The sequence below is a fragment of the Mesorhizobium sp. M0051 genome, assembly GCF_040323235.1.
Taxonomy (GTDB): domain Bacteria; phylum Pseudomonadota; class Alphaproteobacteria; order Rhizobiales; family Rhizobiaceae; genus Mesorhizobium.
In genome coordinates this window covers 65,328-87,686 of record NZ_JAMYUT010000026.1, presented here as the reverse complement: position 1 = coordinate 87,686, position 22,359 = coordinate 65,328, and the positions used below count along the sequence as shown (strand labels likewise).

Below are 22,359 nucleotides of genomic sequence, written 5' to 3'. Positions count from 1 at the left end.
ACTCGCGAGGTGACTCCCACGCGCTCGACGCTGAAACGCTCGACAGTTTTCCGGAATGGACAAGGGGCAGGGGCTTGCGGCCGGTTTTAGCCTTTCGCCGATACACCTTGTCAGCTTGAAGGCGCGTTCCGGACATTCGATCTTCGCCTTCTTTCGACCGTAAGCAAGCCATCACGATCCAGATTGGGTCGTCGCGATATGATGCCTGGCCCTAGCGATTGCTTCGTCCAGGCGCGTCCGTGAGACCGCCGCAAGCCGTTCGACCCCAAGGAGTCGCGCCATATCGCGTGCAGGATCGGGCATGTCCAGCAGTTCCGCATTGTCGATCACCACCGAGGCTAGTTCCGCCAACGGTATCTCGGCAATCGAACGCCGGGCCTCCTCATTGACGGGTAGACGATATGGCATCGGGTCCAAGACCTTGCCCTTCTTCCAAATGAACTCGCCGCTCGACTCTTGTGTCCTGTCCAGATCCCGCAAATGAAGATCAATCCTCTCGCGGATGCGTCCGCCCGTGCGGAGCCAACCATGGGCCCGAGCAATCCGTTGGGCGAGGACGTCTGTTCGCAATGGACTTTCAGTGTCGACGACGGTTTCAATCATGCCAAGCAGCGTCGCGCGATAGCCAAATTCGAAGAACTGATCGGGGTCTGCCCGCAGGCCACTGAGATCGGCCAACCGATACCGCCTGTCCGCGGTGCTGTCGGCAATAATTGGGCCCGTTATCGGTGGTGGTGCGGTCGTCTCAGCGGGGCTCGAAGCTGCCGGAATATTCACCGATACGAGTTCAGTCACCGCCACCGTCGGCGGCGATGGAAGCTCCTCGATTGGCGTCTGGTGGTCCTCGGCGATCTCCTCGGTCGGGTTGACCTGGCGCCCCATATCCCAGTGAGCCTCGGTCTCCGGTTCTTCGGCCGCACGTTTCGCCCGGCCCTCTTCCAGTAGGGTTTCCAAGCTGGTGTGCAACTGTTCGGCACATCCGTTGGCGTCGAACCACCAGTCCGTTGACCAGACGCGCAGGATGTTCCAGCCCAGCCCCTTCAGCACTTGTTCGCGAACCTTGTCGCGATCCCTTGCCGTTGACGACCGGTGATAGGTCGCACCGTCGCATTCCACCCCAGCCAGGTAGGCGCCAGCCAAATCCGGGTTCCGGATCGCGAGATCGATGCGGAAGCCGGAAATTCCGACCTGCGGGACCACAATCCATCCCCGTCGTTCCAACTGCGTGGCCACGGCTTCCTCGAAGGGAGAATCGAAACCTCCGACAGATCCGATGTCCTGGGCCGGCAGCGCGATCGCGCCTCTCTCAGCATAGTCGAGGAATGTCTTCAGATGCTGAACGCCGAGCGCCTTGCTTCTCGCCGGGTCGATCTGGTCTGCCGTGAACCCGGAAAAGACGATGAGTTCCTGACGGGCTCGGGTCACGGCGACATTGAGACGCCGCTCGCCTCCGTCACGGTTCAGGGCCCCGAAATCCATCGGCGGTGACTTTCCGGAGGCATCCTTCCAGAATGTGATCGAAAACAGGATGACATCCCTTTCGTCGCCCTGCACGTTCTCCAGATTCTTGACGATCGTTGGCTCGACGCGATCTTCGGCGAAGAACCATTCGAGTTCAGGATGATCGCGGCGCGCGGCATCGAACAGATCCAGGATCAGGGACTGTTGCTGGGCATTGAAGGTGATGACGCCGAGCGTCGGACGGCTATTCTCGGGGAGTTTTAGCCAGCTCTTCAGCCGCGCGACCGCCTCAGCCGCCACAGCCTCCGCCTCGATGCGGTTCGTGCGGCTCTTGCCACGGTCATAAATGCCGTTCGGCACCTTTCGCAGGCGCACCGCGCGGTCCTCGACCGCTGGAGAAGGAAACGTCACCAGCCGGTTCTGATAGTAGTGATGGTTCGAGAAGGCGATCAAGGATTCGCTTCGGCTGCGGTAATGCCACCTCAGATCGCGCACCGGAATACCGGACGCCCTCGCCTCGTCCAGAATGCTCTCCAAGTCTTTCTCGTGGTCGGCGATTTCGTCTTCGTCCTCGTTGCGTCCGAAGAAATTGGTCGGCGGCAGCTGCTTGGGATCGCCCACGATAATGGTCTGACGCGCCCTGGCAATGGCGCCGACCGCGTCCCATGTGGTGATCTGCGATGCCTCGTCGAAGATCACCACGTCAAACAGAGCCTGGTTGGGGGGAAGATACTGGGCAATGGAGAGCGGCGACATCAACATGCAGGGCGCAAGCTTGGAAAAGCATTCCGGCATCTTGCCGATCATATCTCGGATCGACTGGTTGGGCCGCTGAAGCTCCATCTGATGTCGCAGCAGTCCCAGTTCCGAGTTGCGCGAAACACCTTGAACCGCCGGCAGGCCATGTGCGATTGAACTGATGACGCGCTGCGCGGCATGCGACCGCGCGAGATCGTCGATCTCACGGAACTCCTTGATAGCGTTCTCGTGCTGAAACCTGCGAAAATTTCGCAAGACAAGATCATCATCAAGGACCTTCGGGAGCCACCATCGGGCATAGCCAATGCGAAACGCCGAGCGCACGTGTTCGGGGCGGATGGCTCCCATCTCGATCTGCTCGACCAGAGGGGCAAGGTTGTGGCTGATTGCCCTGCTCCTGGCTCGACACCAGGCCGACCAGTCGCGCAGCAGATTTCGCGCGCCTATCAGAGCACCGAGCTTCATGTTGAGCGCGGCGAGACTTGTGCCATCGGCGCTGTCGGGAACGTCCCGCCCAGCAATCTCACCGAACACCCGACGGGCGACCTCGAGGCTTTTCGTAGCCGCGAGAAACCGGTCCCCCGCTTGACGTACCCTGTCATTTTCCAGCGTGCCCCGAAGGCTCGGCGCGACAGAACGCAGAACGGATCGTATTTCCTCTTGAGAGCATCCGGGAATACGCAGGGCGCCGCGAAGTTGTTGGGCGAGATCGAGGATTTCCGCAACCGCCTTTGCATCCGTCGCAAGGCCATCGACCCGCAGCGGCTTCCCAGCCAACGGGCTCCGGTCGATGGCGGAGAGAGCCTGCTTCATCCGCTGCAACAGCGGCAGGTCCCTGCCGGGGTCCGCCGTGCCAAGTTCAACATAGCCCTGCAGAAGCTTCTGGACCTTGCGCCCACCAAGCATGGAGTTCGGCCAGAACGATGTCTTCGCTTCGCGCCATTGACGGTCCAGACCATCGCAATCCAGCTCACGGAGCTGGGCAATGCCATAGGTAGTGGCAAGGCCTCGCTCAGCTTCGCGATAGGTTTCGATCGAACGTCCCAAATCAACGAGCGCGGGCCTGCACTGAGCGAAGTCCCGGTCGAACGCAATCGAGATGTCGCGACCTCGGCTTTGGCTCAGGACCTCCGCCAAGCTTGCAAGGCTCTCGAGTACGGCGCCCGACACCGGCTCTTTGGCGCCGAGGCCCAGACTGGCGAGGTAATCGCCGATCGAGCTCGTCAAAAGTTCGATTGCAGTCTGAAGTGATTTCGCTGCGGAAATCAGGTTTTCTTGCCAACCGATGCTCCACTCGCCAACATCGATCAGGTCTAGTGCCGGCTCACGGTCGACGGATGCAAAGACAAGGCCGACTTCTGCGGCTAGCTCTTCCAGATCGAAGAGTGTTTGCGCGTCGTGCGCATCGCGCGCCTGCCATGTGAGCACAGGCGCAGGCTCATCTACCGATCTAAGGGCTATCCCCAATGCCAGATAGGGCGTCCAGCCATTTGAGTAGCGTTTGTGAAGCGCCTCGACGTAGGCATTCAATTCATCGCGCCTCACCCGAAGCCGCTCGTTGATGGCGACCCATTCGGACGCGTCGGTTCGACCGCCATGTTCCCAGGAAGATTTCAGCTGCCCGAGAAAATGCTTGCGGTCGGCCTTGTTCGAATGCAGCTCGATACAGTGATTTCCCAGGCCATGTTCCCGCAGCCGGCGATAGACGACGTCGAGAGCCGCCGTCTTCTCGGCCACGAAAAGGACGGTCTTCCCTACACCCAGGCAGTTGGCGATCATGTTGGCGATGGTCTGGCTCTTGCCCGTTCCTGGGGGACCCACGATGACGAAGTCATGGCCCTCGGCAGCCGCGAGACTGGCGGCCGTCTGCGATGAATCCAAAGGCAGAAGGCTTATGATGCTCGATGGCGCATAGGCGCGGTCGAGGTCACGCTCCTCGCGAAATGGCGACTGTCCATCCGCGGCCTGAAAGGCCTGCTCCGGTGTGTCGATGAGGTGGCGCACGACCCTGTTTTGGCGCAGCGCCTCGGTCCGCTCGACCAGATCCTTCCACATGAGAAACTTCGCGAAGGAAAAGGTTGATAGCGCGGTTTCGTCGATGACCTCCATTCCGGGAACGTCACGCACCGCCTGCCGCATCATGGTGAGTACCCGCGGCACATCAATGCCATTGTCGTCCAGCGGCAGATCGCCTCCAAACTGTGGAAGGCGCAAATCAAAGTCCCGCTCCAGGAACTGGAGAAGCGTTGCGTTGAAACGGGGTTCGTCTTCATGGAAGCGGATCGTGAAGCGCGACGTCGCACTGCGGCGCTCAAGCCGTACTGGCACGAGAAGCAGTGGTGCCCGATAGCTGCGGTCATCGTCCGGCTTCTTTTTCCAACGCAGAAAGCCCACCGCGAGGAACAGGGTATTTGCCCCTCCCTCGGCGAAATCGTTGCGGACCTGCCGATGCAGATCGATCAGCCTGGCGTCCAGCTGGCGGGCGTCCAGGGTCGACGGCAGCTCGTCCCTGAGCAGCGCCTCGGCCGCGAAACCGCGCTGAAGGTCGCGCCCGTGGACGTCGCGATAAAGCACCTCGTCTCGTTCGCCCAAGGGGTTCTGCTCGGGGAGCGATATGAGACGGATAGCGACACCATTTGCGAGCCGATCCTCCAGATAGGCCACGTCAGTGCACAGAAACGGAATGGTCTTCTTCGAATCCGGGAGATTGAGGAGCCGGTTTCGCAGCGTCAGGTCGAGGAGCTTCTTCTGCCAGCGGTCGATACGGCCGGCGGCATTGGTTGGCTTTACTTCGATAGCCTCGGCCGGCAATTCGCCAATCGATGGCGCTGGAGGAAGTGGCAGAACGGCGGCGACATCCACATCATCCTCGACGGCGTTGCGGCGGATCGGCTCGTGTGAGGCGAGCGGCGTTATGCCGCCGCTGCGAGAGCGGCGAACGTCTATAGCCGCGACGAAGGCGTGCGCCTGGTCTTCCGCTAGACGGTTGCTCAACGCACTTTGCGCGCCGTCAAGTGTGAGCGCAGGTCGATGTGTGACGCCAGTTGTCTCGAAAGCAATGAATTCGCGGGACGCCAATGCTTTGCGGACCTCCATCTGATCCGTCTCAATGGCATTGGCAAAGGTTCTCTTGGTCAGCCAGACGCCGGCCGCCGCATGCCCCTCGAACATCAAGATACCCGGGTGCAAGCCGGCAGCCTCCAGGGCCGCGGCAAACAGAAGCGTGGTGTCAAGGCAGGTCGCAAGACGCTCCTGCGCAATCGTCGTTGGGCGCCTGATCTTCTGGCCTCGGCTCTCGAAGCTGGCCGGCGGCTCCGCATAGTGCAATCCCATCCCGGCGATCGCCGAATAGATGGCCGCGGTCAGCATGTATGCCCGTTGGGGACTCTGGGATTGATATCCGTCCAGGCCACTCGGGTGACCATGCGCTACAAGTCGTTCCGCCGCGGCCCGCAGGATCTGCGCCACACCCGGATCATTTGGCATGGCGAATGCTGGCAGCAATTGAGCCATATCCGCAACGCCACCCCATTCGTCGCGCGCGAGCAGTCTGACTGTCAGGCGTCTTTCATCGAGAACGTTTCCCGCTGATGACAGGCGAAGCGTAATCTCTCCGCGTTCGGCCTCGTTCAGGCCGGCGAGATAAGCAGCATCCAGCTCGACTTTGCGGTCGCTCAGCGGAAGCCTGTCGCCAGGGATGAGCCGATCGACTGTCCACGTCTTCGGTCTCAGGAACGACGGTGAAGATGTCAACTCAAGACGGCAGTGTTCAAAATGAGCGGCCGAGTTGTTTTCAATTCGTATCGAACGAATGACCGGTATCGCGTTCTGATAGGATGCATATGTGAAGCTGGAAGCGACATCGGCAACGATGGATGGCGCAGCAGAAATATCGGATGCGGCACTGTCAATTGTTGCGTACTGAGAACTATCGGCTGATTCCATTGATGCAGTACCCCCCTTGAGAGACTAGCGGCTTTTTTCCCTCTTGTCGTGCTTTTGGATGTCAGATCAGAACAAGAAGCCCTTTTGTCAGCTTGATGGTTTGGATGTACAGATGACTGGGAAGCGGATCGCAGCGTTTCCCGGCGAACCCTATCGAGGCCCTGTCGCCACATTCCAAACCATGAAAGAGAGTTGCCGAAAGCGGCTGGGCTTTGCTAACCGGTTGCGAGAGGCGGCGAAGCCGGCCTAGCAAGCGCCTGAATGAAAAGTACCCTAAGTTCGAACCGCTGGGACCGAGTGCCGAGAAATTCGCGTCGAACCACGTCCCTTCGTTCGGGCCGGAGATAGCCCAATGGCATTTCGCTTCATCCATACGGCCGACATTCATCTCGACTCGCCGCTGCGCTCGCTGGCGATGCGAAACCCCGATCTTGCCGAACTGGTGGGAGACGCCAGCCGTCAGGCCTTTGTCTCCATCGTCGACCTTTGCCTTGCGGAGCGGGTCGATGCCCTCGTCATTGCCGGCGATCTTTACGACGGTGATCAGACGTCGATGAAGACGGCACGCTTCCTGGCCATGCAGATCACCCGTCTCCACCAGGCCGGTGTCAGGGTCTTCATGATCCGTGGAAACCACGACGCCATGTCGCGGATTACGAAGCAGCTCGTGTTTCCCGACACTGTGACGCTCTTTGGTGGCCGTGCCCAACCGGTGCTGCAATCAGCCGGAGGCCTGGACGTCATGGTCCATGGCTTGAGCTTCGCAAACCCAAAGGCACCGGAGAGCCTGCTGCCCAAATACACGGCTCCGCGCGAAGGAGTGGTCAATATCGGCATCATGCACACCAGTCTGGCCGGATCGCCCGGACATGACGTCTACGCCCCTTGCAGCGTTGCCGATTTGCACGGCCATGGTTTCGACTATTGGGCGCTGGGCCACATTCATGTTCGCAAAGTCCATCCCGGCGCGCGCACGGTGGTGATGCCGGGAATGCCGCAAGGTAGGGATATCAATGAGGCAGGAGAGAAATCCGTCACCCTGGTAACGATAAGCGATGACCGGACCGTCGCGATCGAGGAGAGGCTGACCAGCGTCGCGCAATTCCAGCGGATGAATGTTAATCTGACCGGGACGCTGGAATGGCCCGAGGCCGTCGGACGGATCCGGTCCGCACTCGAGCAAACCCGGGCCTCCGTTCGATCCCGCCATGCTGTGGTCCGCCTCGGTCTGACCGGTACGTCGCCTCTGTCCTGGAAAATAATCCGCGACAGGGATCTGCTGCTCGGCGAGGCTGAACAAGCAGCCGAACAGGTGGGTGATGCGTGGATCGAAAAGCTCGAGCTCGATCTATCACCGCCCAACAGTGATACATCCGACAGCGCTGCCGATCCGGTGCTGGAGCTCGCGCAATCAATGCTCGCCTTTGCCAAGTCGGAAGCTTTTCGAGCGGAAGCCAAAGCCCTGGTTTTGAAAGCCATCGCGGATCTACCGCCAGACGCGCGCGACTTTGCCGGAAAGGACGAAGCCGCACTGGACGTGTTCCTCGACGGTGCTCTCGCCCGCGGCGCCGATCTGGTCACGGCCCGCCTCAAGGCAGGCGGGCAGCAATGAGACTGCGGCGCCTCGACCTCATTCGCTACGGGAAGTTTACCGACAAGGCGCTCGACTTCGGGCCAAAGCCGGAGTCCGGACCCGATTTGCACATTGTGTTCGGCTTGAACGAGGCTGGAAAATCGACAGCACTTTCCGGTTATTTGGACCTACTGTTCGGCATTGAGGAACGCAGCCGCTACAACTTCCTGCATGAGTATAGCGCCATGCGCGTTGGCGGCGTGCTCGAACTCGCCGGCGAAGAACAGACCTTTTCGCGCACGAAACAGCGCAGCAACTCGCTGCACGATGCAACGGGCCAACCGGCCAGTGAAGTCGCGATATCGGCACATCTGGCAGGCCTGTCGCGCCAGGCCTACAGCACCATGTTCTCACTGAATGACGAGACGCTGGAAGCAGGCGGAAAGTCGATTCTGGAATCGCGCGGAGACCTCGGCAAGCTGCTTTTCGCGGCCAGCGCCGGACTGGGGCACGCCAGTGACATCCTGAGCGCGCTCGAGGCGGAGGCAGACTCTCTCTATCGCAAACAGGCACACGGAACCGAACTTGCGCTGCTCAAGAAGCGGTTTGCCGAACTGAAGTCGCGCAAGGATGAAATCGACACGTTGGCCTCCACCTTCGAGACATTGGAGGCGGACCGTGTCGAGGCCGCGGAAAAATACGATCGCAGCATAGCTGAACGATCGGTGCTGTCGGCTCGCCTGGAGACAATCGCGAAGTATCTGCGCGCGGCTCCCCTTGCGGCCGATATCCAGCGGAAGGCCGCTCGGCTTGCCGAATTGCCTGACCTGCCTTCGCCGCCCCGGACCTGGACGGGGAGTGTCGCCGAAATGATCGATCAGGACGCCAGCCTGCGAACGCGCCAACTGGCAAACGACGACGAAATGGAGAGGCTAAGGGCGAAGATCGCGGCGATCACCGTGGACGAGGCGATCCTCGCAATCTCAGAACAGGTTCGCGGACTGGCCGATCGCAAGGCGCGATATGTTTCTGCGGGCCTGGATCTGCCCACCCGCAGGACCGAGCTTCAAATCCTCGACAACGCCGTCGCGAATTGCCTTGCCGCCTTGGGAAAATCCACAGAACCGGAGCCAGCTTCGCTTCTCCTGCCCGCCGCCATTGTGGGGACCGTTCGCAATATGGTCGAACAGCGATCCGGAATAACCACCAGCGTGCGTGTTGCCCGCGATGAGGCCGCGGCAGCCCTGGATGCGCTTCACACGGCGCGGCACCGGATCGGTGAAGAACGCGCTGTGCCTGAACCTGCCAGGGCGAGGCTGACGGCAGCAGTGTCAAAGACGAGAGCAAGTGGGCATCTGAGCGAGATAAAGGCGGCGCGTGAGGCGGAAGACTCGAGTCAAATTCGTTGGCGGACAGCAATCCGGCGTCTCCAGCCGTGGACGGGGGACGCGGAAGATCTCTCAGCGATGTCAGTTCCAAGCGCCAGACAAATCGCGGCCTGGAAGACACTTTCGGCAGAGCATGAGAGGAACAGAGCAGTCCTTTCCGAACGTCTGACGGAGCAAGAGCAAACGCATGCCTCGCAGTTGGCACATTTGGAGGCCATCCGGTCCTCGGTCGATGTGGCGGATGATGAAACCGCAATGGCCATGCGGCAGAAGCGGGACGAGGCTTGGAAGGGCCATCGCGACAGGCTGATCGCGGAGACGGCGGACATTTTCGAGGTGGCGTTGGCTCGTGACGATGATGCTGCAGCAACCCGTCTGGTCCACGCGCGCGAGCTCGCTGAAATCCGAACAACGATGCGAAGCCTCGCCGAAGGCGTCACCGGCATCGCGCGCACGGTTGATCAACTGGGGCAGCTCGCCTCGAGCGCGAAAGCGGCACTCTCAGAAATCACCGCCGCAGCGAGAGACTTGCTTGGGACATGCCAGGAAACCTCGCCTGAGCTTTTGATTGGGCTGATCGAGGAGCGTAGCTCCGCCCGCGCCGATGCGCTCGCGGCCTGGGACGAAATCTTGGTCGCGCGCAAGAAGTTTGAGCGGGCAACTGACGATGGGGCCCTGATACGCCTCGAGGTGAGAGCGGCCCTGGAAAGCGTCGGGATACAGCCGGAAGCGAATGAGAGCCTGGAGGCCATGGTGGCCGTTGCTGAACGGTTCATCGACAGGCAAGCCAAGGTCGATGCGGAACGCGCCGAGGCGATCAAAACGGTGAGCGCTAGGGAGGAAGATCTTGCAATCAGGCGCCGCGCCCTGGAGGTGGCGGAAAGCCGTGAGGAGGATTGGGTAGCCGATGTTACCGCAGCCCTTAAGGGCACTTGGTTGGAAAGCGGAATTTCCGCGCCTGGCGTCGGCGGCGTCCTCGATCAGTTGGTGGAGCTGTCAAAGGCCATCCAGGATCGCGACGCGATGCGGTTGCGTATTGCGAAGATGGAAACGGACAGGGGCACGCTCATCGAGGAGGTTACTGCTGTCGCAAGACAAATAGGTGAGCCGGCGGACAAGGCTGACCCGGAACAGTTGGCCATCAGGCTTGCCGAGCGCCTGGAGCGCGCCGATCGTGCCCGCGAGACAAAGGCGACCCTGCTCGTTGACCAGCAGCGCTTGGAGGATGTTCGTGACGCGCTCGATTTGGAGGTCGCGATGCACGAGCGAAGCAAGCAGGATGTGTTGACCGCCTTTAGCGTGGCCACCCTGTCCGAAGTCGTAGAGCGCGATGAATTGCTTAGGGAAAGGGACCGCTTGCGTGCCGCCTTGACCAACCTTGAAGAACAGCTGTCGGCTGAGCTCACGGCAGACGGTGCCAAACAAGCCCATTCGATCCTGGATGGTCTTGACTTGCATGGGCTTGCGATCGAGAAGGCCGAAAGCGAGCGGCGGCTTGGCGATCTCGATGAACTGATACAGCAACAGCTTATCCGGCGGACCCGTGCGGCCGACAAGCTGGACGCCATTGGCGGCGACAGCGCGGTTGCCCGAATAGATGCCGAGCGTCGCACCGTGCTTCTTGAAATCGAGGAGAGGGCGGTTCGGTATATCGAGCTGAAACTGGGAGTAATGTCCGCGGCAAACGCTCTGAGAGTGTATCGCGAGCAGCATCGCTCCGGGATGATGGTCCGGGCATCTGATGCCTTCGCGCTTATCACACGCGGTCAGTACGCGGGCTTGGCGACCCAGCCGGTGAAAGGCGGCGAAGTCCTAATTGCCATGCAACGCGACGGGCATTCCAAGGTTGCCGACGCGCTGTCGAAGGGCGCTCAGTTTCAGCTGTACCTAGCCCTGAGGCTCGCTGGCTACTACGAGTTTGCGCGGCTTAGACCCTCCGTGCCCTTTATCGCCGACGATATAATGGAGACCTTCGACCACGTCCGATCCGAGGAGGTCTTCAAATTGTTTGGTGAGATGGCATGTGCCGGTCAGGTTATCTACCTCACGCATCACCAACACCTGTGCGAGATCGCCAAGGCAGTCATTCCCAGCGTGACGATCCATGAGCTCGGATAGTTGTGCTCGTTTTCCGTTGGTGCAAATGATCGCCTCGGGATCAATCCAGGCGTCCAATCCCCATGTCGTAGGTGATCGCAATGGACCTTCCATGCGTGCACCACATCATCGGAAGTTGGCGCCTCAAGGTGACAAGCTGAAAACCTGGCCCAACGCATGTTCATGATTTGTGCTCCGAAAGTCAGGCAAACTGATGTGATGTCCGGAATTATTTGGCATTTCACGGGGTTTACCAGTCCGGCATTTTGGGGCCGCCGTGGGTGGCCTATGCGACTGAAAATAGGAGATTTTTCTGGCTACGGGTAGGGGTTTTCGATCATAAGACTAAGTTTGCCAATGGCCTCGATGTCAGTTTATTCTGGATTGGCATTAAGTGATTGGATTTGCGCAGATATAGCCGCCCTTGTTGGTCAACCCGCTCACGGTCGACAATGGATTTGTAAACCCGGGATGGACAGGATTGGTAAACCGGGTCACGGCTCCCAAGGGGCTTATTCCAGGCTGCGTGGCGATGTTGAGCGTGTCACGCCAGATATAATTCCAGCTGGTACACGATGGTCTCCGCTGCCGCTGAGGACCAAGCACGATGACGATCAATGAGTTTGTGCCACTCACGGTGATCGCCCAGTTGGCAGGAATCTCCCGGCAGGCAGTTTGGAAGGCCTGCCAGCGTGGCAACTGGCGAGGGCACTCGCTGGAGGTGCGCGTTGTCCGGGGTAAGGGCGGCAACGCGGGCAAGCAGTATCTCGTCAACTCGACTTCCCTCCCACTCGAGTTGCAGCTCCGTTTAACGCCCGTTGAAATATCGGTTCAAAACCGTCCGAAGCCGATTGCTAGGCGAGGCCGGCGCCACCGAGCGGATAAAGGCAAGAAACGCGTCGTCATCAGCCGGCAGTGGGATGCTTTGGTACCCTTTGACCCTGTCACCAAGGCCAGGATTGCAGAAGACCTGAAGCAGGAAATCCGAGGCCTTCTGGCGGCCGGCGCAGCTTGGGGACACGTCAAGGTCTTGGCCCGCAACTTCCTGGTAGCGACCACCAGGTCATGGGGGTTCCGCCCCAGTGATCCAGCGAGTTTTGAGCAAGCCTGTTCGATCCCGTGGACGCTCGTTTCGGAAGAGCTGCATTATCGGAAGGTCCACCAGTTTCGAACGAACCGCAAAGCCTACGAGGACAGCCGCCCGCGCGGGCGGCGCTCCATCGAAGGCATGCGCCCGATGGAGTTGGTCGTCGGAGACGTGCACCCCATCGATATCCACCTGACGCGGGCGGACGGCTCGATTTGTACTGCGAAGCTGATCGGGTTCCTTGATTGGGCGACTGGCCGCGTCTGGTGTGACTTGATCGCATTCGACACGCGGGGCGGCGTCAACAACCGCGATGTGATCGAAGTATTTGCGGCCATGGTGGAGCACCCCGCCTTTGGCCTGCCTGAAGCCCTCTACATCGATAACGGCAAGGAATACGGGTTCGCGACGTACCTGGACGACGCCATGACACTGACGGTGCCCGGGTTCCATGGGCCGGGTCGCTCGATGCGAGTTATCAACGCCTTGTCCTACAACGCCCCAGCAAAGCCAATCGAACGCTGGTTCGGGGACTTCGAGTCCCGCTATTTGAGCACGTTACCGGGCTGGATTGCCGGCAACCGCATGAACAAGCGCCAGGAGGCGATCGGCCGAACGGTTGCGCCATACGGCACCTTCGAAGATTTCGTTCCGGCGTTCTTCGGTCTCCTGAAGGCCTATCACAGCGTCCCTATGGGAAAGCAGAGCGGTCTCAAGGGGCTTTCGCCCAACACCACCTTTCAAAAGCAAGTGGCCGCCGGTTGGTCAGCGATTACCATGAGCCGGGACGAGGTCCGCGCGGCCGTATCGCGCCGTGTTGAGCGAACGGTGATCCAGGGCGCGATCAAACTCCGTGGACGTCGCTGGACCTGCGAAGAGTTGTGGCAGTACAAGCAAGATAAGGTGCTGGTCTGCGAGCCCGTCTATCATGCGCCGGCCGAGCTGCTCGTGCTAGACATGAAGGGTAATAGGCTCGGGATCGCAACCCCCGATGTCGCACTTCATCCACTTGATCATCGTGGCGCCCAAAGCACGGCTGCACGAGCAAAGGCGCATCGCGATGCGATTGCGGAGATGGTTCGCTCAGTCCCGAAAATCGATGTTGCAGCTCGGCTGATAGCGCTTGGTCAGGATCAACCTGACATCATCCCCAATCAGGCAACGGGCAAAATGTTGTTCGACCCGTCTGAGCGGCCGGCGCGGATCGTGATGCCGAAGAAGCCTTTGATCTCCGAAGAGCGTCGACGCGAACAGGACGAGCGCATAGCCGCTCAGATGGACTTGGTGAAGAGGATCGTCGGATGACGACATTCGTTGAAACCCGCGCTACGCTCACCGTGCGGGCTGCCTTCGATACGGCGATCAAGATGCGATATCCGGTGCTTGCCGTCGGAAAAGCTGGACTCGGAAAGACCGTAGCGCTCACCTGGATAGCCGCCCAAAGCGGAGCTGCCTATTGCGAAGTTGCGCAGCATACCAAGGCTATCAGGCCGATGTTCCTGATGCTGCACGACGCCTACGGCGTCCAAAAGGACAGCAAGCACACATACGATCTTGCGAAGGATTGCATGAACTTTTTGGGCGCCCGATACGGCCCGACGCGTCCGTTGCTGGTGGACGAATATCAGAACTTCACACCCACTGTTTTGCGGGAACTGCTGCATCTTCAGGAGCGCTGCGGCTTCGCTTTACTGCTCGCTGGCAACACTCTTCGGTTAGCGGGCACTAGGCGTGATGTCCACGCTATGGATCAGATCGAAAGCCGTATCGGCATGCGTTTCGAGATCGGGCAGCCGACGCGGGAGGATTGCGTGAGGATCGGCGCCGAACACAACGTTGATGGAGCCGACGCCTACGAAGCGATTGTTATCTACGGTGAGAACACCTCCCTTCGCGCGCTTTGCCACCTCCTCCAGAACTGCGCTGCCGTTACCAATGGCGTTGGCAGCATTCGTCTTTCTCGGATCGAGACCACGCTTCGTGTCATGTCGTGCGGCAGCGATGCGCTCAAGCTTCTGCACGAGCGCCGATACGACCTCCGAAGCCCGGCTTAATTCCGGACAGCGACAGATAATTCTGAACGGCACAGTGGAATTGTCAGCGCATATCCAGATCCAGCGTGCTGATCGCGACCAGCCGGTCGTAGACGATGTCGGTGCGGCCCACTGGTCCGCGAATGTTTCCCTCCAGGAAATGGTCGAAGTTTGGATCAGCGAGCAGCATGGTAACCTGTTCGGCTATGTAGGCCCGGATCTCCGGCTCGCCGTTTGCGATTTCCTCGACGATCTCCTCCCGCCCGTCGACCAAAAGCAGAATGTCCTCGGCATCGCGGCTGGCGATGAGATCGCCTTGGCCGCGTCCGCGGTATGCCTCCAACTTGGTCGCGACAAACAGCTGCGGCGTGAGGCGCCGGATCTCGAGCGCCTCCTCCAGCTGTTCTGGTACGGACGTCGCGATCCCCTTTGCGTACCAGCGATTGCTGAACCCGAGGATCGCCTCGTCATCCGGCATGAAGTCGACCTTGAGCTCGCCGAGTTTCATACGGCAGATGACGGAATCGTCAGCCGCCTCGGTGAAGCCGCATGCGCGCAAACGCTCCGTCAGCTCGACCCATTCTGCTAAACCAGCGAGATCGACGATAAGGTCGACATCATCGGTCGCTCTCACCCCTTCGAGAACGATGGGGTCAGTAATGTAGAGCGCGGTCGTGCAGCCGCCGACGAAGACCAGGCGCGCGCGCAACTCCTCGCCGAGTGCCTCGGCGACGGCCTTCAACATGCCCTTCAACTGACCTTGGACGGTCATCCCAGCCTCTGTACGAGCAGGTCGGCGGCGAGCTTGCTTTCGCGTTGATTGCCGACGCGGATCGCGTCGATGAGGGCCAGATAGGCGTAGAGCCGCCTGTCTTTCTCGCAGGCCTCCGGCACGCTTTTGAACAGCGGGTCGACCGACTGACCCATTTCTTTTGCATGCGCGTAGGGCCAAACGAAGATGAGACTGCCAGCGCTGTGCAGGGATTCACGTAGCACGGGGGCCGCGAATGCCGTCGGCAACCCGCGCTGCATGGCGCCTGGTTTCGCCGGAAAGACGAATTTCACACCGTGGACAATGAACTCGCGGAGATGGCGCCGGCTCGCTTTAGGCCGGTCTGTCTTCCTGTCCTTGATCGCGAGGCCCGCCGCAATGCTGCGCTTGAGCGAAGCGCCGATCTCCGTCTTGCTGATTCCGAGGGCTGCCTCGAGTCCGCGCACAGAATAGGGATCCTCGCCCGCGGCTAGCCCGAGCGGCGTAGATTCGTCACCGGTATCCTTTGAGCAGTCCTCCAAGCTCGCCAGCTTGAGCAGAACGACAACATCCTGGCTCTTCATCATGTCCTCTGTCCTCGGACAGAGGACACCTAATCATCGTACACACTTAGTGTCAACGATCACAGCTGCAACTGGTGGTCTCGGCGCTGGTCGACCGTTTCCACGGCAACCGCTCGGCATGCCGCTAGCAACCGCAGTCCTCGAGTCTCGTCCTCAGTCCCGGGACAGTGGACAAGCGCGGGATCGATCCTCCGAGGTGCTGGAGGAGCCCGGTCTCCAAAGCCAGATCAGCGTCGCTCCGCGTGCCAACGCGGGCGACTGCAAACCACCCACCGACTTGCACGCTCCAACCCTCATTGGCGACTCCGCCAGTGAGCCGCTCCAGGTGTCCCAACCAAGACGCACGTGTTGAACCTGCTGCACCGCCTGGTTGACGGCAAAGCCATCACGCCGCCGACCATCGATGCGCCCCAAGCCCTGATGCTGACCAATGAGCCAAAGGCCAATGTCGAGCGCTATGACGCCCTGCGCAAAGCCTCGGAGGCCCGCCATGCGTCATAACCCCGCCGCCGGCGCGATCATCATCATGCTCAAGAGCCTCAAGATGCACGGCATGGCCCAGGCCGTAGGCGAGTTGACCGAGCAAGGTGCTCCGGCCTTCGAGGCTGCCATCCCGATCCTGTCGCAACTGCTCAAGGCCGAGACGGCGGAGCGTGAGGTTCGATCGACAGCCTACCAGCTCAAGACCGCTCGCTTCCCGGCCTTTCGCGACCTCAATGCCTTCGACTTCTCCAGCAGCGAGATCAATGAGGCCCTGGTGCGCCAGCTTCATCGCTGCGACTTCCTCAAGGAAGCCAATAACATCGTTCTGGTCGGTGGCCCTGGTACCGGCAAGACCCATGTCGCCACCGCCATCGGGGGTGCAGGCCATCGAGCATCATCAGAAACGCGTCCGCTTCTTCTCGACCGTCGAGCTGGTCAATGCGCTCGAGCAGGAGAAAATGCAGGGGCGAGCTGGCCAGATTGCCGGCCGCCTGGCTCACTGTGATCTGGTCATCCTCGATGAGCTCGGCTACCTGCCGTTCAGTGCCTCAGGCGGCGCCTTGCTCTTCCACCTGCTCAGCAGGCTTTACGAGCATACCAGCGTGGTCATCACCACCAATCTCAGCTTCAGTGAATGGGCCAGCGTCTTCAGCGATGCCAAGATGATGACGACGGCGCTGCTCGACCGGCTCACCCATCATTGCCACATCCTCGAGACCGGAAACGACAGCTTCCGCTTCAAGAACAGCTCGGCCCATGCGCCGCCAAAACCGAAGGAGAAACCCAGACCCTTGACCACCACATTTGACCAAGAACACAATTAAAAGGCGGGTCACTTCTCAGTGGAAAGCCAGGGTCACTTCTCGGCGGAAATCAACAGGCATACACAAGTATGATGCCACGAACCACTCGTAGAATGGTGCCAAATCATCGTCTGGCCGATGCTCTCCCTATCAACCGGCCGCACCGGCGGGTTCGCGACAGTGGAGAGCAAAATGAGCATTTTTCAGGTCACCGACGGCACGGCAATTTCCTACACCGACTGGGGCACGGGTCAGCCGATCCTGTTCTCGCATGGCTGGCCGCTGGCCGGCGACGCGTGGGCGCCGCAAATGCTGTTCTTTGCTTCGCAGGGCTACCGCGTGATCGCCCATGACCGCCGCGGCCACGGCAAATCGGGCCAGCCATGGGCCGGCAACAACATGGACCAGTATGCCGACGATCTGGCCGAGCTGATCGAGGCGCTCGATCTCAAGGACATGATCATGGTCGGGCACTCGACCGGCGGCGGCGAGATCGCCCATTACGTTGGCCGGCACGGCACGGCACGGGTCGACAAGATGGTGCTGGTTGGTGCCGTGCCGCCCTTGATGCTCAAGACCGAAGCCAATCCCGAGGGTACGCCGATTGAGGCGTTCGACGGACTCCGCAAGGGAACGGCCACCAACCGATCGCAGTTCTTCAAGGACCTGTCGATGCCGTTCTACGGCTTCAACAAGGAAGACGCCAAGGTCAACCAGGGTCTGCGCGACACCTTCTGGCGGCTGGGCATGCAGGGCAGCATCAAGGCCGAGTATGACTGCATCCGCGAATTCTCCGAGGTCGACTACACCGAGGACCTCAAGAAGATCGACAAGCCCACGCTGGTCGTGCACGGCGATGCTGACCAGATCGTGCCGATTGCAGCGGCCGGCCTCAAGACGGCCAAGATCGTCAAAGGCGCCGAGCTCAAGATCTATCCCGGCGCGCCGCATGGTCTGGCCGAAACCGAGGCCGAAAAATTCAATGCTGACGTGCTCGCCTTCATCAGGGCCTGATCAGCGCCCGGGGCCACGCAGCCGCTGTGTGGCCCACTTTCTTTCGGCCCCAGGAGAGACTCCCATGTCCAGCCATTGCACGCATGTACAGACCTTACGCGAGGTGACGCCCGGTAGCCGCGGCTGCGAGGAGTGTCTTAGGACCGGGCAGCGCTGGCTGCACCTGCGCATCTGTCGCACCTGCGGCCATGTCGGTTGCTGCGATCAGTCGCTCGGACGCCATGCCACCGCCCATTTCCACCATACCGGTCACCCGATCATCGAAGGCTATGACCCGCCCGAGGGCTGGGGCTGGTGCTATGTCGACGAGATGATGATCGATCTGCCTTCCCACACGCCGCAGCTGGGGCCAATCCCCCGCTACTACTGAATTATTGCCAAGAGGGTTTGGGCCATGGCTACCAGCGAGACCACTGAGGATCGACGCTTTCCCACCCTGACGGCTGATCAACTCGCTGTGGTCGAGCGGCGGAGCGGCGGTGCCCCGGCAACATTGACGCCAGGTGCCCTGGCCTATGCAGTGGGCGCGACAGACGCGCCTGCCTGGTTCATCGTCGCCGGCACGATGGACATTTTTTCGCATGCGGGCCTCGACGATGAGCGCCTGATCCAGACGCTTGGCCCCGGGCAGTTCAGCGGGGAAATCAACCAGCTGACGGGGCAGCCGACGCTGGCCGGCGGCCGCGCCGGTGCGCAGGGGTGTCGGGCGGTGCTATTGACGGCGGCGCAGGTGCGGGCGCTGGTGATCGGTTCGGCCGATATTGGCGAAATGGTGATGCGTGCGTTCATGCTTCGGCGGGCTGCGCTGATCGACGCCGGCAGCGGGGGACCGATCCTCATCGGTGTTCCCAATAGTCCGGACATGGTGCGCCTGCGTGGCTTTCTGGCCCGCAATGGCTTTCCCCATGTCGTGCTGGACGTATCAGTTGACGAGAGGGCTCGGGCCTTCGTTGCGCAGATGCAGCCCGGCGGGGCCACTCTGCCGCTGGTGGTCTGCGCTGACGGCAGCACGCTGCGCTGTCCGGACGATGCTGCGCTGGCGCATTGCATCGGCCATAGACCGCCGCCGCCAGTCCCGAGGGACCAGCACCGATGATGGCTGTGTCATAGACGACGTCCGTGTCGATGGTCGGCGATATGAGGCTGGCATGCAGCACGCATCGCTGCCCAATGTGGTGGCCGCGGGTGAAAAAGCTGCATCTGGTGGGCAAGCCGAGGTGGCGCCGTTCGGCATTGAAACGATGATCGTGAACCCCGGGTTTTTCCGCACAGAGCTGCTGACGGACGAATCCACTCAATATGCTCCGTCTTCCGTTAGCGACTACAGCGAACGTCGCGCCCAGCAGATAACTGGCTGGAAAGCCGCGAACGGTCAGCAAGTCGGCGACCCGGCCAAGCTCGCGCAGGCGTTGATCACTCTGGTCGACAAGCCGGATCTGCCCCGTCGGTTCATCGCTGGCGCCGATGCTCTTGGCATGGTCAGGCAGAAACTCGCTCTGCTGCAGCAACAGGTCGACGCCCATGAGGAGCTATCCAGCTCACTGGCCTTCGACAGCTGACCGTCGCGTCCAGCACTGCCATTGTCGCAGATATTTATGAGCGCAATCGATCGCCTCCTACCATCTACCAATGTCAGCTTCATGATCCATAGGCACAGTCTTGAGGTCAGATGCGATGGCGGAGCGCCTCAACGATCACCGACATCGCAGGCGAGAGTTGTCGCCTGCTCGGGTAGTAAAGGTGATAGCCCGCAAATGGCGGACTCCAGTCGTCAAGCACGAGCCTAAGGCATCCCTTGGCGATGTGGTGGCTGACGAGGTTTTCCGGGACATAGGCGATCCCGAAACCGCTTATCGCAGCCTCGATCATGGGAAGGGACGAATTGAAGGTGAGTTGGCCTTCCACCCGTACACGAAGGTCGCGGCCATCCCTGGCGAATTCCCAGGCATATAATCCGCCGAACGTCGCCTGCCGCATATTGATGCAGTCATGATCGACCAGATCCTGGGGTGCGGTCGGAACCGGATGGCGGGAAAAGTACTCCGGCGAAGCCACGGCCACGAGCCGCCAATCCGGCCCGATCCGCACTGCGATCATATCCCTGTCGATGCTCTCACCAAGCCGTACGCCTGCGTCGAAGCGCTCCTCCACAATGTTCTTCATGCCGTTGTCGCTGTAGAGTTCGACGCGCACGTCAGGATAGTCGCCGAGCAAGGGCTGCAGCTTCGGCCAGACGGTCGTCTGGAGCGCATGGTCGGACAGCGTGATACGGACCATTCCGGAGGGCTTGTCGCGAAAGGCCACCAGGCTTGCAAGGTCGGCTTCGATTTCCTCGAAGCGGGGAACAAGCGATTGGAAAAGTCGCTCGCCGGCCTCGGTCGGAGCGACGCTCCGCGTCGTACGCGTCAGCAGGCGGACGCCGAGACGAGCTTCAAGCTCCTTGATTGTCGAACTCAGGGTCGACTGCGAGGTTCCGAGCTTGGCCGCCGCCTTGGTGAAGCTGCGCTCCCGCGCGACCGCCACGAACCAGAGCAGATCCTTCATGCCATCGCGCTGCATAGGGCACCTCCCGACTGACATTTATATCACAAGCAGATAAGTCCATGCGAATTACTCAGTCTAATAGAATGGGTCCCTCTGCAATATCTTCCGGCATGGCGATGGGGATGGGCGGCTGATCCGCCCCAGTCGCCTTGCGAGGATGCCAATTATGGAAACGACCTACGATACAAGGCTTGTCGAAGACCGCGTCGCATGGGGCGCCGTGTTGTCGATGGCGCTGTGTGTTTTCGTGCTCATCGCGTCGGAATTCATGCCGGTCAGCCTGCTGTCGCCGCTCGCGGCCGATCTCGGCATAACCGAGGGCCGCACGGGACAGGCGATCTCGATTTCGGGCGCTTTCGCCGTCGTGACCAGCCTGTTGGTCGCCGGCCTCACGCGCCGGATCGACCGCCGGCTGGTCGTGACCGGCTTCACCCTTCTCCTCATCGTGTCCGGGTTGGCTGTCACCTTCGCGCCGAACTACGCGTTTCTCATGGTCGGCCGGGCGCTGCTCGGCATCGCGATCGGCGGGTTCTGGTCGATGTCGACCGCGATCGTCATGGGCCTCGTGCCGCAAGACATGGTTCCGAAGGGTCTCGCCATGCTAAACGCCGGCAATGCCATTGCGGCCACCATCGCCGCGCCGCTGGGCAGTTTTCTTGGCGCCTATGTCGGCTGGCGCGGCGCTTTTTTCCTCGTCGTGCCATTTGGGCTCCTGGCGTTGGCCTGGCAGTGGACAAGCCTGCCGGCGCTGCCCCCGCGCCAGAGGCAGCGTCCAGGCAATCCGCTGGCGCTACTCGGCCGTCTTCCTATCGCCATCGGCATGGCGTCAATCATGATGCTGTTCATGGGCCAGTTCGCGCTCTTTACCTATCTGCGGCCCTTCCTCGAGAGCGTCACCCGGCTCGACATCGCCGCGCTTTCGGCGATCCTGCTGGCGATGGGGCTGGCCGGGGTGCTCGGCACATGGTGCGTCGGCCGGCTTTTGCGCACGCGCCTGTTCAGCGTCCTCATCGTCATCCCGCTGGTCATGGCCGCGCTGGCCGCTGCGCTCATCGCCCTCGGTGCCTTCCCGGTTCCCACGGCGCTGCTGCTCGTTGCCTGGGGTTTCTTCGGCACGGCCGCGCCCGTTGGCTGGGGCACGTGGCTCAGCCGCACGTTGCCGGACGACGCGGAGGCCGGCGGCGGGCTGCAGGTGGCAGTCATCCAGCTCGCCATTACAGGCGGCGCCGCCATCGGCGGCACGCTCTTCGATACGGTCGGCTGGTGGGGTGCATTCACTTTCGCCGCGGTGCTGCTCTGTGGATCGGCGCTCGCCGCCCTTGCCGCATCGCATATGGCCCGGAGGTCTTTGCCATGACCATCGAGCGTGCGCCGCTCAGCCGCAGGACATTGCTCGGCGCCGCGCTCGCGGTGGCGGCCCTGCCTCGCGCAGCCGCCAGCCAAGAAGGCGAAGCCCCAGTCAGCCAGGAGCCAACTGACATGAAGATCAGGATGATTTTCAACGGCCGCATCATGACCGCCACGCTCTACGACAATCCGTCGGCGCGCGATTTCTTTTCCATGCTGCCGCTCGATCTCAAGATCGAGGACTACTCGCATAACGAGAAGATCGCCTATCTGCCGCGCAAGCTGACGGAGAAGGGAAGTGGCCCGTTCGCCAACGAGCAGCCCTACGACCTCTGCTATTTCACGCCATGGGGCAACCTGGCCATGTTCTACGCCGACTATCGCCATCCCGGGCTGATCAGGCTCGGCCGCTTCGATGAAGGCGAGCAGGCCCTGCACATTCGCGGCGAGTTCTCGCTTCGCATCGAACGCACTTGATGACACAAAGGAG

General features: G+C 61.0%; 13 protein-coding genes and 4 pseudogenes. 12 read left to right on the top strand and 5 right to left on the bottom strand.

Going from position 1 to position 22,359, the window contains the following annotated elements:
- Nucleotides 1-171: 171 nt before the first annotated feature.
- The gene (proA, locus tag NKJ90_RS24180; protein WP_352487023.1) at nt 172-6,165 is read right to left on the bottom strand and encodes an anti-phage protein ProA; all 5,994 of its coding nucleotides are present in this window, start codon (nt 6,163-6,165) and stop codon (nt 172-174) included.
- 352 nt (nt 6,166-6,517) lie between these two features.
- On the opposite strand from proA, the gene NKJ90_RS24175 reads away from it, so the two are divergent.
- The 4 genes from NKJ90_RS24175 to NKJ90_RS24160 all read left to right on the top strand — a co-directional run bounded on the left by NKJ90_RS24175 (nt 6,518) and on the right by NKJ90_RS24160 (nt 14,364).
- Nucleotides 6,518-7,777, top strand: a complete 1,260-nt coding sequence (locus tag NKJ90_RS24175; protein WP_352487022.1) for a metallophosphoesterase family protein — start codon at nt 6,518-6,520, stop codon at nt 7,775-7,777.
- Nucleotides 7,774-11,244, top strand: coding sequence for an ATP-binding protein (locus tag NKJ90_RS24170; RefSeq protein WP_352487021.1), 3,471 nt, complete (start codon nt 7,774-7,776; stop codon nt 11,242-11,244). Before NKJ90_RS24175 ends, NKJ90_RS24170 begins: the two co-directional genes overlap by 4 nt.
- Nucleotides 11,245-11,830: 586 nt before the next feature.
- Complete coding sequence (locus NKJ90_RS24165; protein WP_352487020.1) at nt 11,831-13,615, top strand: hypothetical protein; 1,785 nt, start codon at nt 11,831-11,833, stop codon at nt 13,613-13,615.
- Nucleotides 13,612-14,364: an AAA family ATPase gene (locus tag NKJ90_RS24160; protein ID WP_352487019.1), complete on the top strand. Its 753-nt coding sequence runs from the start codon at nt 13,612-13,614 to the stop codon at nt 14,362-14,364. The genes NKJ90_RS24165 and NKJ90_RS24160 overlap by 4 nt, the downstream gene beginning before the upstream one ends.
- A gap of 43 nt (nt 14,365-14,407) precedes the next feature.
- Here NKJ90_RS24160 and NKJ90_RS24155 read toward each other — a convergent pair whose 3' ends face one another.
- The 3 genes and pseudogenes from NKJ90_RS24155 to NKJ90_RS24145 form a co-directional block, all read right to left on the bottom strand.
- On the bottom strand, nt 14,408-15,088 hold the full coding sequence (locus NKJ90_RS24155; RefSeq protein ID WP_352487018.1) for a hypothetical protein: 681 nt from the start codon (nt 15,086-15,088) through the stop codon (nt 14,408-14,410).
- Between the two features lie 23 nt (nt 15,089-15,111).
- Entirely contained in the window at nt 15,112-15,678 is a 567-nt protein-coding gene (locus tag NKJ90_RS24150) for a hypothetical protein (RefSeq protein ID WP_352487056.1), read from the bottom strand.
- A 193-nt stretch (nt 15,679-15,871) separates the two neighbouring features.
- Nucleotides 15,872-16,012 (bottom strand): annotated as a pseudogene (locus NKJ90_RS24145) (aminoglycoside phosphotransferase); the annotation flags it as partial.
- On the opposite strand from NKJ90_RS24145, the pseudogene NKJ90_RS24140 reads away from it, so the two are divergent.
- The 6 genes and pseudogenes from NKJ90_RS24140 to NKJ90_RS24115 all read left to right on the top strand — a co-directional run.
- Nucleotides 16,003-16,179 (top strand): annotated as a pseudogene (locus NKJ90_RS24140) (IS21 family transposase); the annotation flags it as partial. The pseudogenes NKJ90_RS24145 and NKJ90_RS24140 overlap by 10 nt on opposite strands.
- Nucleotides 16,169-16,985, top strand: a pseudogene (gene istB, locus NKJ90_RS24135) (IS21-like element helper ATPase IstB). The pseudogenes NKJ90_RS24140 and istB, both read left to right, overlap by 11 nt.
- Nucleotides 16,986-17,156: 171 nt before the next feature.
- Nucleotides 17,157-17,978, top strand: a complete 822-nt coding sequence (locus tag NKJ90_RS24130; protein WP_352487017.1) for an alpha/beta fold hydrolase — start codon at nt 17,157-17,159, stop codon at nt 17,976-17,978.
- A gap of 64 nt (nt 17,979-18,042) precedes the next feature.
- Nucleotides 18,043-18,348: a UBP-type zinc finger domain-containing protein gene (locus NKJ90_RS24125; RefSeq protein ID WP_352487016.1), complete on the top strand. Its 306-nt coding sequence runs from the start codon at nt 18,043-18,045 to the stop codon at nt 18,346-18,348.
- Between the two features lie 24 nt (nt 18,349-18,372).
- A complete protein-coding gene (locus NKJ90_RS24120) occupies nt 18,373-19,074 on the top strand; it encodes a hypothetical protein (RefSeq protein ID WP_352487015.1) in 702 nt (233 codons plus the stop codon).
- A 112-nt stretch (nt 19,075-19,186) separates the two neighbouring features.
- Nucleotides 19,187-19,537, top strand: a pseudogene (locus NKJ90_RS24115) (Rossmann-fold NAD(P)-binding domain-containing protein); the annotation flags it as partial.
- 106 nt (nt 19,538-19,643) lie between these two features.
- On the opposite strand, the gene NKJ90_RS24110 reads toward NKJ90_RS24115, so the two are convergent.
- Nucleotides 19,644-20,537 (bottom strand): LysR family transcriptional regulator, encoded by an 894-nt coding sequence (locus tag NKJ90_RS24110; protein ID WP_352487014.1) that lies wholly within the window; start codon nt 20,535-20,537, stop codon nt 19,644-19,646.
- Nucleotides 20,538-20,688: 151 nt separating this feature from the next.
- Between NKJ90_RS24110 and NKJ90_RS24105 the strand changes: the two genes are divergently transcribed.
- Nucleotides 20,689-21,879 carry an MFS transporter gene (locus NKJ90_RS24105; protein ID WP_352487013.1) on the top strand — a complete coding sequence of 397 codons (1,191 nt, stop codon included), beginning with the start codon at nt 20,689-20,691 and terminating at the stop codon, nt 21,877-21,879.
- Entirely contained in the window at nt 21,876-22,346 is a 471-nt protein-coding gene (locus NKJ90_RS24100) for a cyclophilin-like fold protein (RefSeq protein WP_352487012.1), read from the top strand. Before NKJ90_RS24105 ends, NKJ90_RS24100 begins: the two co-directional genes overlap by 4 nt.
- The last annotated feature ends 13 nt before the right edge of the window (nt 22,347-22,359 follow it).

What these genes read in the sequence shown, in the direction of transcription:
- proA (WP_352487023.1), bottom strand. Translation starts at nt 6,165, where the DNA reads ATGGAATCAGCCGATAGTTCTCAGTACGCAACAATTGACAGTGCCGCA.
- NKJ90_RS24175 (WP_352487022.1), top strand. Translation starts at nt 6,518, where the DNA reads ATGGCATTTCGCTTCATCCATACGGCCGACATTCATCTCGACTCGCCG.
- NKJ90_RS24170 (WP_352487021.1), top strand. Translation starts at nt 7,774, where the DNA reads ATGAGACTGCGGCGCCTCGACCTCATTCGCTACGGGAAGTTTACCGAC.
- NKJ90_RS24165 (WP_352487020.1), top strand. Translation starts at nt 11,831, where the DNA reads ATGACGATCAATGAGTTTGTGCCACTCACGGTGATCGCCCAGTTGGCA.
- NKJ90_RS24160 (WP_352487019.1), top strand. Translation starts at nt 13,612, where the DNA reads ATGACGACATTCGTTGAAACCCGCGCTACGCTCACCGTGCGGGCTGCC.
- NKJ90_RS24155 (WP_352487018.1), bottom strand. Translation starts at nt 15,088, where the DNA reads ATGTTGAAGGCCGTCGCCGAGGCACTCGGCGAGGAGTTGCGCGCGCGC.
- NKJ90_RS24150 (WP_352487056.1), bottom strand. Translation starts at nt 15,678, where the DNA reads ATGAAGAGCCAGGATGTTGTCGTTCTGCTCAAGCTGGCGAGCTTGGAG.
- NKJ90_RS24130 (WP_352487017.1), top strand. Translation starts at nt 17,157, where the DNA reads ATGAGCATTTTTCAGGTCACCGACGGCACGGCAATTTCCTACACCGAC.
- NKJ90_RS24125 (WP_352487016.1), top strand. Translation starts at nt 18,043, where the DNA reads ATGTCCAGCCATTGCACGCATGTACAGACCTTACGCGAGGTGACGCCC.
- NKJ90_RS24120 (WP_352487015.1), top strand. Translation starts at nt 18,373, where the DNA reads ATGGCTACCAGCGAGACCACTGAGGATCGACGCTTTCCCACCCTGACG.
- NKJ90_RS24110 (WP_352487014.1), bottom strand. Translation starts at nt 20,537, where the DNA reads ATGCAGCGCGATGGCATGAAGGATCTGCTCTGGTTCGTGGCGGTCGCG.
- NKJ90_RS24105 (WP_352487013.1), top strand. Translation starts at nt 20,689, where the DNA reads ATGGAAACGACCTACGATACAAGGCTTGTCGAAGACCGCGTCGCATGG.
- NKJ90_RS24100 (WP_352487012.1), top strand. Translation starts at nt 21,876, where the DNA reads ATGACCATCGAGCGTGCGCCGCTCAGCCGCAGGACATTGCTCGGCGCC.